Genomic DNA, 15,222 nt, shown 5'->3' on the forward strand with positions numbered 1-15,222 from the left:
CAAGATGCGAATATTTCGAAGTTTTCGTCAAGACGTAGTCTGAGCCTCGTCAGAATTTGAGACGCTGAAGACGATGAGCTGCAGTAATGATCGCGCCATCGTCGCTCACCACAAGATAGCTGTTCAGCGATCGCTCGAGCTTCGAATAGACTTTATGTCCCATCGAGCATGCCAGGCGTTTGCGGGAAGGCTTATCGAGGAAATATACGTCTGCACCGTGGTGGCGCTTGCGCCGGCCATAGCAGAGGATAGCATCGATCGCTTGGGCGGGAATGCCGCGCTGCTGGATGCGGGTCTGTGCATGGGTCGTCATGTTCATCGTCTCGTTCCTTTTCTTGTTGATGATTCGAATGTACGAGACTGGGGCGACAGAAACTGTCACCCTTGGATTGCTAGGAGGGGAGCATGTCCTTTGCGAAAGCCGTCGATCTTCTACGACTCGCCATGATGGCGACGAACCGCACGGGCGTGTGCCTGATGCAGATCGAAGAAGAATTCGGCTGTGTAAGGCGCACGGCGCAGCGCATGATTGATGCGCTCGAGATGGCCTTCCCAGCGCTTGAGCACCGCATCGGTACAGACGGGCGGCATTATTGGAGCTTGCGGGCTGCTGTGACGGCTCAGCTACTCCATGTCAGCGCGGATGAATTGGCGTCGATGAGTTCTGCCATCGCTGAGCTCGAGCGGGTCGGCATGCGTTCAGAAGCCAAGCGATTGACTGAGCTCAATCACAAAGTGCGTGCGCTCATTCCCTCCGAGCGCAGTGCGCGGCTGGCGACGGATGAAGAGGCGGTGCTTGAGGCGATGGGTTATGCAGCACGCCCAGGGCCCAGACCTTCCCTGGATCCTGAGGTCGATGAAGCGATATCCATGGCTCTTAAGGGCCCCTTCCTCCTCAAGATCTCTTATAAGAGCCGCGGCGATGCCAAGGCGAGTGCGCGGACGATTGAGCCCTACGGGATGCTCCTCGGCGCGCGGCGCTATTTGGTCGCCGTCGATACAGCAAAACGGGATGGACGCTTTCGGCACTACCGAGTGGAGGACATTTCTAGAGCCGAATTGCTACCTGAAAGCTTCGCCATTCCCGACGATTTCAGCTTGGCTGACTATGCGCAGAAGGCCTTCGGCTCGTTTCACAACGACCGCGAATTCGCCGAAGTGGTTTGGAAGTTCGCGCCGCATGCGGCTGACCGAGTAAGCGGTTATCAGTTCCATCCCTCGCAAGAGGTCGAAGTGCTCGATGATGGCTCGACGATTGTGCGTTTTAAGGCCTCAGGTCAGCTCGAGATGGCCTGGCATTTATACGCGTGGGGCGATGCTGTGGAAGTGCTTGAGCCCGAGGCGCTCGCGGACTTGGTGAACCCGCACCGTCGCTCTGATTTTCCGGCTCTGCCGTAATGGTAAAGACCGTCTTTTCTTCGCTAGCTTCACCGCTTGCCCGTACGATAAGTATCGGTATTTATGGATTTCATAGTGTCGAAGCATTGCCGGCACTGAAAGTTTGGGGGCGTCCTTCGTGAATATCTTTGAGCTCGATAACTCACTGGTCGAGCGCTATGCCTCATTCTCGCGATCGTTCTCGCGAATTCGCTCGCAAGAGATCGCTGATAAGATCGATGCGGTATACGAGTCCGGGAAATTCTGGCCTGACCCACTGATCACGATCAATCCGCGTTTCGAGAAGGGCGGATCGATCGACCAGCTGGTCAAAGAAGGCGTGCTCGATCCTGCGCTCGAACAGATCTTTGCGTTCGGTAAGGAGCGCAAACCTATCACGCTCCATCGCCACCAAGAACGTGCAGTTATTAAGGCGCGGGCGAAAGAAAGCTTTGTCGTCACGACAGGAACGGGATCGGGCAAGTCGCTGTGTTTCTTCGTCCCAATCATTGATGCGATTGTGCGCGCCAAACGTGATGGCGAAGCGCCCAAGACGCGGGCTATCATCATCTATCCGATGAACGCGCTTGCGAACTCGCAGCTTGGCGAAATTCAAAAGTTTGCCGAAGACGCCGGCATCCCAGAAGAGCTCAAACCGACCGTTGCGCGTTACACCGGGCAAGAAAGCGAGGACGAGCGCAAGGCTATTGCTGAGCAGAAGCCCGACATCATCCTTACGAACTTCATGATGCTCGAGCTGCTGATGACGAGGCAGTACAAGCTCGACCAAAAGGTGATCGAGAACTCGATTGGCCTCGATTTCCTCGTGCTCGACGAGCTTCATACCTATCGTGGCCGCCAAGGCGCCGACGTCGCAATGCTTGTGCGGCGGGTGAAGGAGCGTCTCGCTCCCAAGAAGCATCTGATCTGCATTGGCACTTCGGCGACGATGTCGAGCTCGCCCGATGAAGTGGAGCGGGCAAAAAGAGTGTCGGAGGTCGCTACCAAGCTCTTCGGTCAGCCCGTTGCCCATGAGAACGTCATCGATGAGCTTCTCGAGCGTGCCACCTGTCCAGAGATCAAACCTGCGACTTTGGGCGCTAAGCTTGTGCAGGCGATCAAGGAGGAGTTGCCAAACTCGCTCACCGACGAGGAGCTCTACAACCACCCGCTCGCCTGCTGGGTCGAAACCGAGATTGGGCTCGATGATGGCGAGAAGCTTAGGCGGCGTAAGCCCATCACGCTCAAAGAGGCCGCCGAGAAGCTCGCAAAGCAAACCGGAGAAGATGAAAAGCGGTGTGAGAGCGTCCTTGCTCAAATGCTTGGCATCATGGGAACGCCGGAGAAGGATCGCGGAGGGGATGGCGATCGGGCCTTCCTGGCCTTCAAACTTCATCGGTTCATTTCGGGCGCCGGCCAAGCGTATGTCACGCTAGAGAATGCGAAGGACCGCCGCATCGCGCTCGAAGGGCAAAAGTATCATCCCGATGATGAAGAGGCTCGCCTCTATCCCATGTTCTTCTGCCGCGAGTGCGGGCAGGAGGTTCTCTCGGTCACCTATGGGCATGACGAAGATGGCGCCATGCGCATGCTTGCGAGACCTATCGATGAACCTGCGAGTGACGAACCCGATGCAGGGGGTGATGAAAGCGGTTATCTCGTTCCAGCGGTCAATGACGACTTTGATTTTGCTGGAAACCCGGAAGACTATCCGGAAGGCTGGCAGGAGACGACAGCGTCAGGTGAGATCCGCCTCACGTCTTCGCATCGCGGGAAGCATGAGGGGCAGCATCTTTATCTAAAGCTCGATGGCTCAATATGCGGCGAGCATGATGGCGGAACCCCGGCCTGGTTCTTTCGCGGTCCCTATCGTTTCTGCCCACACTGCGGTCATCAGCCGGCGAGCCAGGCGCGCGAGCGCAATAAGCTGGCCGGACTTTCGGCAGAGGGGCGTAGCTCGGCCACCACTCTGATCGTCGCGTCGGTTCTGTCGTGGATGGATCAGGACGCAAGTCTGCGCAAATATTCGCGCAAGCTGCTGGGCTTTACCGACAACCGACAGGATGCGGCGCTCCAGGCCGGTCACTTTAATGACTTCATCTTCGTCTCGCTCTTACGCGGTGCAATCTACCGCGCCGTGGCGGAAGCTGGAGAATCTGGTCTGAAGCCTAGCCAGTTCGGCGACGCTGTTCGTCGGGCCCTAGGCTTTGATTTGGAGCTAGAGGATCGGCTCCCGGACTGGATGCGCGATCCCAAGGTGAAAGGATATGGCAAGCGTCAAGGCGCTCAAGAGACGTTGGCAGAGGTCCTGGCCCATCGTCTTTGGGCAGACCTTCGCAAGGGTTGGCGCTTCACCAATCCGAACTTGGAAGATGTGGGCCTTGTTGATGCTCGCTTTATGGGCCTTAGCGATCTTGCAAAGGACGAAGAGGAATATGCTGATTGTCCTCGTCTCGCGGAGCTAACCCCGGAGAAGCGCGAGCAGCTTTTTGAAATACTGTTCGACGCAATGCGCCAGTCGCTGGCTGTATCTACGCCAGCTCTTGATCGCGAGCGCATCAGGCAAATGGCTGAGGAAAGCGATGGCCGCCTGAAATTGCCGTGGGCGATCGACCCAGAAGAGATCAGAGGTCTTCGCGAAAGCGGGATGCTGATGATCGAAGTGCCGAAGCGCGCGCGAATTTCTGCTGCCGATTCCGAACTTATCCTGCGAGCCGGCGATCGCTCGAACCTTGCCAAGGCCATTCGGGATAAATCCATCTGGGGCGAGAAATTGGGGCGTGATGACTATGAAGAAGTCATCAAGGGGCTCCTCTCTGCCGCAGAGTCGCACGAAATTGTGCGACGGGTACAGTCCGGCTTTGAGCTCCCAGCCTGGCGCCTCGCACCAACCAATTTACGCCTCTTCGCCAAGACTAATGAGACGGAGAACGACAAGCACAATCAGTTCTTCCGTACGCTTTACCAGGGTGTCGCCGCGACGCTTGCGCAGGATGGCCCGCTGCAAAACGCGTTTGAGGGGCGTGAGCATACGGCTCAGGTCGATAGCGATGTAAGAGAATGGCGCGAGCAGCGCTTCCGCTTTGAAGAGAAGGATCAGAGCGCCCTAGCAGAAGAGAAGGATAAGCTCTTCGAGGCGGGCGAGCCGAGTGATTTTCTACCGGCGATGTTTTGCTCGCCGACTATGGAGCTCGGCGTTGATATTAGCGCGCTCAACGTCGTCTATATGCGCAACGTGCCTCCCACCCCGGCCAATTATGCGCAGCGATCGGGACGCGCGGGGCGGAGCGGTCACCCCGCTCTTGTTGTCACATATTGCGCTGCTCAGTCTCCGCATGATCAGTACTATTTTGCGGACACAGCCGCTCTTGTTTCGGGCGTGGTGCGGCCGCCGGCGCTCGACCTCGCCAACCAGGATCTCCTGACCTCGCATCTGCAAGCCGAATGGCTCGCTTCGGTGGAAGAGGGGCTCGAGGCTTCGATCCGAGAGAACCTCGACATGGACAAGGAGGGGATGCCATTGAAGGCCCCCATCCGCGCCGCCGCTGAAGAAGCGAGTAACTCCAGGCGAGCTCGTCCGGTGATGAGGCGGCTCATCGATGCAATGTTGGGCGATATCGAGCCTAGCGATGCGCCTTGGCTGGACGACGTGGATGCCTTCGTTGACCAGGTGAATGACTTGGCGCTCGAGAACTTTGAGGGCAGCTTCGACCGGTGGCGCAATCTATACGAGAGCGCGCGTGAAGAGCAGGATAGAGCGCACGCGATCCAACAGAAGACCGGTCTCCAACCGGGCGAGCGGCGCGCAGCAAAGAACCGCTATGTCAATGCGACCAAGGAGCTAGAGGTCCTTGAGCGCGGCCATTCCAAATATGGGTCTGACTTCTACGTCTATCGCTATTTGGCGACTGAGGGCTTCTTGCCAGGCTATAATTTCCCGCGCCTTCCGCTCTACGCCTTCGTCCCAGCCGATAAGACTTCAGTGCTTCAGCGTCCGCGCTTTCTGGCGATTGCCGAGTTTGGTCCCAATGCCCTCATCTATCATGAGGGACGCGCCTACCGGGTCACTAAGGCTAAGCTACCGGCTGAGAGCCGCGGCGATGATGGCAAGCTTTCGACAAACACTCTCATTCTGTGCGGCGAATGCGGGGCAGGACATAAGGATCCTCTGCAAGAGCGCTGCCATGCCTGCAAGTCCTCGCTGGCAGGAGTGGAAAGGATCGACACGGTCTTTCGTATCGACAATGTCGAGACCTCTCCCTCGCTGCGCATCACGGCCAATGATGAGGACCGCCAACGTCGCGGATTTGAGATCCTAACGATTTTCCAGTGGCCCACTAAAGATGGAGTGCCACAGATCCGCGGCAGGACTATCGGACAAGGTGGAAATTCCTTGCTCCATCTCGACTATGGTCCGGCGACGACGCTTTCCCGGCTCAACAAGGGTCTGCGGCGCCGCAAGAGTAAGTCGATCTTGGGCTTCTTCATCGATCCGCAAACCGGGCGGTGGATCAAGGACCCCTCGAGCGGAGACAGCGACGAGGGGATGGGTGATCCTGGAAACGCGCCGCCGCAGCGGATCGTGCCGATCGTGGAGGACCACAAGAACGCTATGCTGCTGCGGCCCGTCCGCAACTTCAGGCCTGAACAAATGGCAACGCTCCAGCATGCTCTTCTGCGCGGCATACAAACCGAGTTTGAACTGGAGGAAGGCGAGCTCCTCGGTGAGCCTCTCCCGACGCGCGTGGATCGCAATTGCATGTTGCTTTATGAGGCAACGGAAGGCGGGGCCGGTGTCCTCAATCGGCTGGTTTCCGATCCCACTGCGATCGCCAGCGCTGCGGCACGCGCTCTAAAGCTCATGCATTATCTCGAGCCCTTTGGAGACAAGGAGCCTGAAGAGCATGAAGAGAGCTGCGTTGCCGGCTGCTACCGCTGCCTTCTTTCTTATTACAATCAGCCGGATCACGAACTTATCGACCGGCGTGACGCTGAGGTTGTCGAATATTTGATTGCGCTTAGCCAGTCCGTTGACGTTGCAAGCGGGCATCAGAAGGCAAACGGCAGCCAAGGCAGTTCGAAGCCTGACAATTCGGACCACTCCGGCTGGCATGCAGCCTTCGAGCGGTGGGATGTCCAAGAACCGAAGTCGCTCGATATCGGGGGCGACGTTATCAACTTCTACTGGCCGGCACGCGATGTCCTTGCGGTCATAGGTGAAGCAACAGAAGCGACGAAGCAGCTCGCATCTGCGCGCGGCATCTTGGATCTCGTCGAGCTTCCGGCCGAACCGGGCGAAGAGCCTCCGGCTAGCCTCAAAACAGCATTGGGAATCTTATAATGGACGCTGTGCGATTTAGCCCTGGCGATTTGGTCAATGCCCGCGGCCGCGAGTGGGTAGTTTTGCCATCGCAAGAGGGTCTCCTGCGGGTCCGCCCTTTGTCTGGCTCAGATGAGGATGCGCAAACGCTCATCCCCTCGCTCGAAAGGCGACCCGTAAAGCCTGCGCGTTTCGCTCCGCCGTCGGCGGATCAGCTCGATACGCAGGCCGGTGCGCAGCTCTTGGCTGATGCACTGCGGCTCTCTCTCAGGCGCGGCGCTGGTCCCTTTCGTAGCGCTGCGCATCTAGGGGTCGAGCCGAGAGCCTATCAGCTCGTCCCTCTGATGATGGCTTTGAAGCTGTCTCCTGCAAGGCTGCTCATCGCCGACGATGTCGGTATCGGCAAGACAATCGAGGCGGGCATTGTCCTGCGCGAGTGGCTTGATCGCGGGACGGTCGATCGGTTCGCTGTCCTATGTCCTCCGCACTTGGTTGATCAGTGGATTAGCGAGCTTTCTGAAAAGTTCGATATTGATGCGGTTGCCGTAACGTCATCGCGGGCGCGCCGCTTGGAGCGCGGGCTTCCGGCCTCCCAAAGCCTATTTGAGGCCTATCCTTTCACCGTTGTGAGCCTGGACTACATCAAGGCGGACAGCCGCCGCGATGACTTTGCACGTGCGTGCCCTGACTTCGTGATTGTCGACGAGGCGCATACTTGCGTCGGGAGCGAAGGCGGTACCCATCAGCGATACGAACTGCTGAAGAGCCTGGCGAGCGATACGGAACGCCATATGCTGTTTTTGACGGCAACGCCCCACAGCGGCGACGTTGATGCCTACCAGCGACTGCTGGGGCTTATTGAACCCGATCTAGCCAATCCTCCGCCTCAAGGAGCCGATGAGGCGCGGCGCACGCAGTATTCCCGCAAACTTGCGCAGCATTTCGTGCAGCGGCGACGGCCAGACATTCAAGAGGGTTGGGGCGAGGATAAAGCTTTCAAGCCGCACCTCACGAAGTCGGTGCCCTATGAGCTGGTGGGAGACTATCAAGCTCTGCAGGAGGACGTGCTCGATTACTGCCTCGAAGTGACCAATCGCTCGGGCAGCGACAAACGTTCACGAAGGCTAGCCTTTTGGAGCACGCTGGCGCTGATGCGCTGTGTAGGCTCGTCCCCCGCAGCTGCTGCGAGCGCCCTCAACAACCGTCTCTCCGGCCTGGTTGAAGCTGAAGAAGTCGAACCCATCGTGTTTGAGATGGACGATGGCACGCTCGATGACAGCGACGTTGAACCCGCCACCGCCATGGCCGATGCGGAAGAGTACGCCGCGCTCAAGAGTCTTATCGACCGCGCCAACGCACTCGATGATGCGAAGGGTGAGGGTGATCCTAAGGTTAAAACGCTAGTCGATGAACTCGCCCCGCTCCTAAAGGCGGGCGCAAACCCCGTTATCTTCTGCCGCTTCATCGCTACGGCCGAGGCTCTAGGAGACATCCTCCGGGAGAAATGGCCCAAGATCCATACAGAGGTCGTTACAGGTCGCCTGACGCCAGAAGAGCGCCGTGATCGGGTTGAAGATATGGGGTCGAGTGATCGGCGCTTGCTCGTCGCGACTGACTGTCTTTCTGAAGGGATCAACCTTCAAGAGCATTTCGATACCGTCGTTCACTACGATTTGAGCTGGAACCCGACGCGGCACCAGCAGCGCGAAGGCCGTGTCGACCGCTTTGGGCAGCAGGCGGAGCAGGTGCGGTCTATTATGCTGCATGGCTCGAACAGCGCAATCGACGGCGCCGTGCTCAAGGTCATTATTCGCAAGGCCGAAGAGATCCAAAGGGCGACGGGGGTCAGCGTGCCGATGCCTGAAGATCAGGACAGCATCACCTCCGCTCTCATGCAAGCCATGCTTATGCGCAAAGGGTCTGAGCATTCGCAGCTCGTGCTCGATTTTGGTGCCTCGGCTGGGAAGTTTGAAGCCACCTGGCGCGATGCCGCTGAAGGCGCAAAGGCCAGCCGCGCACGGTACGCGCAAAATGCCATGAAGCCCGATGAGGTCATTCCGGAATGGAAGAAGATGCGCGCCCTCAATGGTGGCCCGTTGGAGGTCGAGCGCTTCACTAAGCGCGCGCTGCAGCGTTTAGGAACTGGTCTTGAAGCGGTTTCAGGGCATTATCTCGTCCACTATGACGAGCTGCCCGAAAGCATAGGTGAAAAGCTCCAGGCCCGGAACCTCAAGGGCACGAAGCGTATCTCCTTCGTGGATGATCCTGCGCAGAACGTGGCTCATGTCGGCCGCGTTCACCCCCTGGTTTCGCACCTCGCCGAGACGCTGAGTGAAGGCGCGCTCGATCCGACCTCTTCGGAAACCAAGCCATTGGGAAGAGGCGGAGTATGGCGCACCTCGGCAGTCCAAGAGGTGACGACACTCCTCGTCATGCGGATGCGCTTTCAGCTCATAACGAGTGGAAGGACCAGCCGGATGCTTCTCGCAGAAGAAGCACTCGGAATGGCGTTCGGGCCTGATGCCACTGTCGCCATAGCGGAGGGGCCTGAGGCGCTGACCTTGCTTGAGAGCGAGGCAAGCGGCGACTTGACTGAGGAAGCGCGGCGCCGACATTTGGAGCGGGCTCTGGAAAGAGTTGGCGACTACACCGCCGAGATCGAGAGATTGGCAAACGAGCGATCAGATCAGCTTTCTGAAGACCACGTCAAACTGACGCGCGCAGCTGGTGGCGGTGCGACAGTGGAAGTCAGTGCAGTCATGCCGCCGGACATTATTGGCCTCTACGTACTTCTGCCGGAGGCAAACTGATGGCTAGGTCACAAAAACGCCTCGCAGACATTGGCTTTTCCGCCATCACAATCGAGGGCGGTCTGATATCGCCTGACCAGGTCGTTAAAGTGGCAAGTACGACGCCCGATCAAAAGACGGCTGCGGAGTACAATTGTCCGAAGGGGGTTTCCCTTCGCGATGAGATGACGCGGTACTTTCAGATTGGCAAAGCGCATTGGAAGACTTTTGCCTCTATTGATCACCCTACTCAGCAGCAAACTGAGGAATTCGTCGAGCAACTGCTTACAAGCGCCTTTGGGTTTGAGCTGAAGAAGGCCGGCCCAAGAACGCGCGGCGACAGAAGGTTTGCGGTCGCATTCGAGGGTTCAGAGGGGCGTGTCCCCGTTGTCGTTACCGCGCCGCTCGGTCCGGATGAAGACGGGAAAAATAAGGACGCGTTCACCGTCGGCCGCACGCAGTTTGGTGACGGAGCCAATGGCCGAATTGCTAAGCGTTCGGCGGCTTTGCTCCTTCAGGATTGGCTGAACGCCAATGCTGACTTCTATTGGGGCTTGGTGTTTGCGGGTGATCGCGTTCGTCTGATGCGGGACAATGCCAGCTTTACGAGGCCAGCATACATCGAAGCGGACCTTGGAGCGATCTTCCGCGACGACATGTTTGCAGAGTTCACCGCCTGGTGGCTGCTGACGCACGCTTCGCGTTTCGGCAAAGCAGGCGCACCTCCTAGCGAAGGTCCGCTCGAGTATTGGCGCGAAGCGGGCATGGAGGCGGGTACCGCCGCGCGGGACAAACTGCGCGGGAACGTTGAGAGCGCCCTCCTCGCTATCGGCAAGGGGCTGCTGGGGCATAATCCGGAGCTCCGCCGCAAGATCGATGACAATGAATTGTCGATGCAGTCGCTCTTCGAGCAGATGCTGCGGACAGTTTATCGATTGATTTTTCTGGCGGTCGCCGAAGATCGCGATCTCTTGCATTCGCCGGGAACTGCTCGAGCGACGAAGCAACTTTATCAGGAGAACTACGGCTTCGCCTATTTGCGCACTCGCTCTGCAAGACGCGGATCGCGCGATACGCATGGGGACGCGTGGGAAGGTCTGAAGATTGTCTTCAACGCTCTCGCGCAAGGGGAAAAAGAACTAGGACTGCCTGCATTGGGCGGCCTCTTCTCCGCAAATGCCACGCCGGATTTCGAGAAGTGCGCAATACCTAACCGATACCTGCTGGAAGCCATCTTCAATCTTGGATGGATGATGGAAGAGGGACGCCGTGTCCGCATCAATTGGCGCGACATGGCAACGGAAGAATTCGGGAGCGTCTACGAGGGATTGCTTGAACTTACGCCGACGCGAACCGAAGAGGGGCGTTCTTTTGACTTTGTTGAAGACCTGAAAGGCAACGAGCGGAAGACGACGGGAAGCTACTACACTCCGGACAGCCTTGTGCAGACCTTGCTCGATAGCGCCCTCAACCCGGTTCTCGAAAAGGCTGAAGCAGAGGACCGCGAAGCAGGTATACTTGATCTCAAGATCATCGATCCGGCCTGCGGATCGGGGCACTTCCTGCTGGGTGCTGCGCGTAGAATGGCAACACGCGTGGCGCAGCTGCGGGATCCTGACGCACCCGACTACAACCGAGCGTTAAGAGAAGTGGTCGCTCGCTGCATCCATGGGGTCGACCGCAACCCGATGGCAGTGGAACTCGCCAAGGTTGCGCTGTGGATCGAGAGTGTTTCCCCGGGGCAACCGCTGGGCTTCCTAGACGCCAATATCCGCTGCGGCGATGCGCTGCTGGGCGTTTTCGACCTGACCGTACTTGAAATGGGCATCCCCGATGATGCCTACAAACCACTGATCGGGGACGACAAGCGGGCAGCCGCTTTTTACAAGAAAAAGAACAAGTTCGAGAAAAGCGGACAGGGCAGTTTCGACTTCGACGCCGGAACAGGAGCTTTGCCTCCAAAGAAGTTGGCGGCAGACCTCACCGTCATCCGCCGTATGAAGGAAGATACCGTCCGGGATGTACAGAAAAAACGCGAGGCATTCGAGGCTTGGAAGAACGATCCCGAGCGCCTCGCCACACGCATTGCTTGCGATTTGTACTCTGCAGCGTTTCTTCTTCCTAAGCTTGAGGCGCGGGATGATGAGGATAGGAATGCCGTACCTACCACTGCAGACCTTTGGAAAAGGCTCGGTGGGGGGCAGATCGACGACACCCTTGAAGCCGCAGCCGTACAAGCTTCGGAAAAAGCCCGTGCATTCCATTGGCCGCTGGCTTTTCCTGATGTTTTGATCACCAAAGGTGGCTTTGATGTAGTACTAGGCAATCCTCCATGGGAAGTCGTGCAGCTAAACGAGGTAGAGTTTTTCGCGGGTCCGAGGCCGGACATCGCCGAACTCACCGGTAACGCTCGAAAAGTTGCGATTAGTGGTCTGCGTCAAAGTGACCCAACACTCTCAACCGCATTCGAATTTGCGAAGCGGACGATTCAAAGCAGCGCTGATTTCGCTCGATCATCGGGCCGTTTTGATAAGGCTGCCAGGGGAAAAATAAACACTTACGCGCTGTTTTTGGAGCTTTTCAATAATTCACGTTCAGATAGTGGATACGCTGGAGTTATAGTCCCGGCAGATTACTCTACTGGCGAATCTACAAAGTTGTTATTTCAAGAATTGATCGAAACGGGGGCGTTGATAGATTCTATAGGATTCGAGAACGAAGAGTTTATCTTCCCTGGGATTGCCAATGTCGTCCGTTTCGCATTAGTCACTCTCGGCCCCAACGATCCTCTACACGACCCTGCATTTCGCTTTTATTTGAGGACTATGTCTGATCTCTCTGAGGAAGAACGTGTCGTCCGGCTCGGCGTGAAAGATATTGCAGAATTCAATCCGAATACAAAGACGTCTCCGGTATTCCGGACTAAATATGATGCGGGGCTTACAAAGAGAATATATCAGAGGCTCCCAGTTCTTGAAGAGGAATCAAGGAGTAACAATGAGTGGGGCCTAGGTTTTCGTCAAGGCCTTTTCAACATGACTTCTGATAGCAAAAAATTTATGAAGTCAGACAAGTTAATGGATCGAGGCCTTGAGCTTAAAGGTCAGATCTTTACTGGAGGCGATGAGATTTACTTTCCTCTACTTGAAGGAAAGTTTATTTGGCACTTCGATCATCGTTCAAGTTCTTATCATAACGTCGGCAAAGCAAAAGGAAGAGGTGGTCGCGGCCTTCCTCTGATATTGCTGGAGGAGTATCAGAACGCTGATTTCGAGGTCCAACCAAGGTATTGGGTTAATAAGGAAGAGGTGGATGAGAAACTCGAGAAGGTAGATTGGGATCGAGATTGGTTCATTTCATGGCGGGCGACGACGAGTAGCAAGCTTGAGCGCACTTTAGCGGCTACAGTCGTGCCGAGATACGCTTGTGGAGATACACTGTTACTGGCGTTCCCAAATCAGTCGTCAAGGCTTTGCGCTGCTTTGCTGGCAAATCTCTGCTCGCTCGTATGCGACTATACTGTACGGCAGAAGATGGGTGGAACGTCGCTTAAACAGCATTATTTCAAGCAATTTGCTTGTCTGCCACCAAGTGCCTACAGCGAGTTCGACCTCGGTTTCATAGTCCCGCGGGTGCTGGAGCTCAGCTACACCTCGCATTCCATGGCCCCCTTCGCGCGCGACCTGGGGTATGAGGGCGAGCCGTTCCGCTGGGACGAGGACCGCCGCGCGCACCTGCGGGCCGAGCTCGACGCCTGGTATGCGCTCGCCTACGGTCTCTCCCGCGACGAGCTACGCTACGTCCTCGACCCAAAGGACGTGATGGGCGAAGACTACCCCAGCGAGACCTTCCGCGTCCTCAAGAACAACGAAATCAAAGAACACGGCGAATACCGCACCCAACGCCTCGTCCTCGCCGCCTACGACAAGCTGGTAGCCGAAGGCATGCGACCTCGGACGGAGGGCTATCGTTGAACGAGATCGCTCTTATTGAGCCGGAAAAGGGTCGGGGACTGTCACGATGGCAGAGCAAGCCGATCGAAATCAGTCGGGGCGATTGGCAAGATCTCCGATCGCTTCTGCCAAAGTTCTCAATCGAGGACTTCGTCGCTCCTGGCCACCTCGAGCCTAACCCTTACCATTGCTCGATCGTTCGCAAGCCGCTCACCGAGAACGAGCAGCCAGTCCCGGTTGCAATCGTTGGTCAGAATTACGGTCTAGTGCAGCATAGCCAAGCTGGTGACGCGGTTGTCGCGGCCATGAAGAAGCTCGGGATCTGGTTCGAGCACATGGATTGCTGGCTCGAGCTAACCGAACTTGGTGAGTGGATGCATGTCCGATTCACGCTTGATGACAGCTACGCAATCACGCCGACAGATGGGTACCCCGTTCATTTCTGCATTGACCTTTACAATTCGGTCGACGGAAAGAGCCGCCTCTTACTTCAGACGAGCTGGCTCCGTTTGGTTTGCAACAACGGCTTGATTCTGAGCAGTGCAAGCGGGATTGGGCTTGTCGATGTGCACGACCGCTTCGTGAAACTTGGTCCGATCGACGACGTCCTAGGGGCTGCGCTTCGAGAAGCGGAGAAAGACGCGCAAATCTTAGAGGAGTGGTGGGCCAACCAGCTTTGCGCGGATCTCGACGCATGGGCAGACGGCCCGCTACAAATGCTCTGGGGCAAGTTCAATGCCGCCCGGGTACTTGGCATTTGCCGCAGCGGAATGGATGGCACACCAGAGAGGTTCAACCGCTCGCCGCCGAGCCAACTGGAGCTTGATGAGCGAGAAAAGGTGCCCGGATCTCCTGAACAGGCGAAAACCCTTTATGACGTCGCTCAAGCGCTATCCTGGGTGGCGGGGCAAATCGGAGATGTCACGAAACGAGATAAATTTCGTGCGGATATTCCAAAGCTAATCGAAGGCCTTAAGCGCGAAGGGCATCGCGGTGTTTCTTGATCAACCGGCACGGCTGGACGACTATCCGTACGCGCTCATCTCCGAGCTGAAGGAGTGTGCAAACGAGCACGGCTATCGCATCGGGCCAGATCAGGCGAAGGGATGGCTGTTCTTTCGGTCTGCGAGCGCGCCAGGGGAAATTGGACTAGCTGCGACGGCGGCTGGGATGTCAGGTCCGTTCTATCTTTCCGTCTTCCACCCGGGCGCCGCGCGTGAACTCAAGGGCCCTCAAGCGGCCGAGAAAGCAAAGGGATCGACGAAGGCCTTCATCTTCGACAGTCGCGCCGCTTTGAGAGAGGCTGTGGCTGAGGTTTACCGGCTGAGCATTTCACTGCCGACTTTGCCTCTAGAGTGCTACCTTCGCGATATCGAAGGTCTGGGCGATACAGAGGCTGAGCGTGCTCAGAAGGTGCGCATCGGACAGGACAGATTCCGCGAAGCACAGCTCAATTATTGGAATAGCTGCTGCCCACTTACAGGGATTACTGAACCTGAGTTGCTGCGCGCGTCTCACATAATCCCTTGGGCGAAATGCGACAGCGATTTCGAGCGTTTGTACGTGCGCAATGGCTTCCTACTTTCGAGCCTGTGGGATGCGGCTTTCGACAGCGGGCTTGTGACCTTCGATGACGGCGGATTAGCTATTGCGTCACCAGCGCTGAGCTCATCTGCGCGTGAAGCCTTAGGGCTTCATCGTGAGCACCGGCTAACCCTGCATGATGAGCATCGTGCAAGATTAGCCTGGCACCGCGAGAACCTTTTCCAAGCTGATTAGCTCG

7 protein-coding genes are annotated in these 15,222 nt (G+C 57.1%); 6 read left to right on the plus strand and 1 reads right to left on the minus strand.

Annotation, left to right across the window (positions count from 1 at the left end):
- Nucleotides 1-49: 49 nt before the first annotated feature.
- Nucleotides 50-319, minus strand: coding sequence for a DUF4258 domain-containing protein (locus K3163_RS02340; protein ID WP_221551751.1), 270 nt, complete (start codon nucleotides 317-319; stop codon nucleotides 50-52).
- 86 nt (nucleotides 320-405) lie between these two features.
- Here K3163_RS02340 and K3163_RS02345 point away from each other — a divergent pair, with 86 nt between their 5' ends.
- From K3163_RS02345 to K3163_RS02370, 6 genes are all read left to right on the plus strand, one after another.
- On the plus strand, nucleotides 406-1,398 hold the full coding sequence (locus K3163_RS02345) for a helix-turn-helix transcriptional regulator (protein WP_247712435.1): 993 nt from the start codon (nucleotides 406-408) through the stop codon (nucleotides 1,396-1,398).
- A gap of 118 nt (nucleotides 1,399-1,516) precedes the next feature.
- Nucleotides 1,517-6,718, plus strand: a complete 5,202-nt coding sequence (locus K3163_RS02350) for a DEAD/DEAH box helicase (protein WP_221551752.1) — start codon at nucleotides 1,517-1,519, stop codon at nucleotides 6,716-6,718.
- A 323-nt stretch (nucleotides 6,719-7,041) separates the two neighbouring features.
- The gene (locus K3163_RS02355) at nucleotides 7,042-9,507 is read left to right on the plus strand and encodes a DEAD/DEAH box helicase (RefSeq protein ID WP_247712436.1); all 2,466 of its coding nucleotides are present in this window, start codon (nucleotides 7,042-7,044) and stop codon (nucleotides 9,505-9,507) included.
- Entirely contained in the window at nucleotides 9,507-13,460 is a 3,954-nt protein-coding gene (locus K3163_RS02360; protein WP_221551761.1) for an Eco57I restriction-modification methylase domain-containing protein, read from the plus strand. The genes K3163_RS02355 and K3163_RS02360 overlap by 1 nt, the downstream gene beginning before the upstream one ends.
- On the plus strand, nucleotides 13,457-14,443 hold the full coding sequence (locus K3163_RS02365; RefSeq protein ID WP_221551763.1) for a DUF932 domain-containing protein: 987 nt from the start codon (nucleotides 13,457-13,459) through the stop codon (nucleotides 14,441-14,443). Before K3163_RS02360 ends, K3163_RS02365 begins: the two co-directional genes overlap by 4 nt.
- On the plus strand, nucleotides 14,433-15,218 hold the full coding sequence (locus K3163_RS02370; protein WP_221551765.1) for an HNH endonuclease: 786 nt from the start codon (nucleotides 14,433-14,435) through the stop codon (nucleotides 15,216-15,218). Before K3163_RS02365 ends, K3163_RS02370 begins: the two co-directional genes overlap by 11 nt.
- Nucleotides 15,219-15,222 lie beyond the last annotated feature (4 nt).

Origin of the sequence: Qipengyuania xiapuensis (genome assembly GCF_019711395.1) — a bacterium.
GTDB classification, from domain to species: domain Bacteria; phylum Pseudomonadota; class Alphaproteobacteria; order Sphingomonadales; family Sphingomonadaceae; genus Qipengyuania; species Qipengyuania xiapuensis.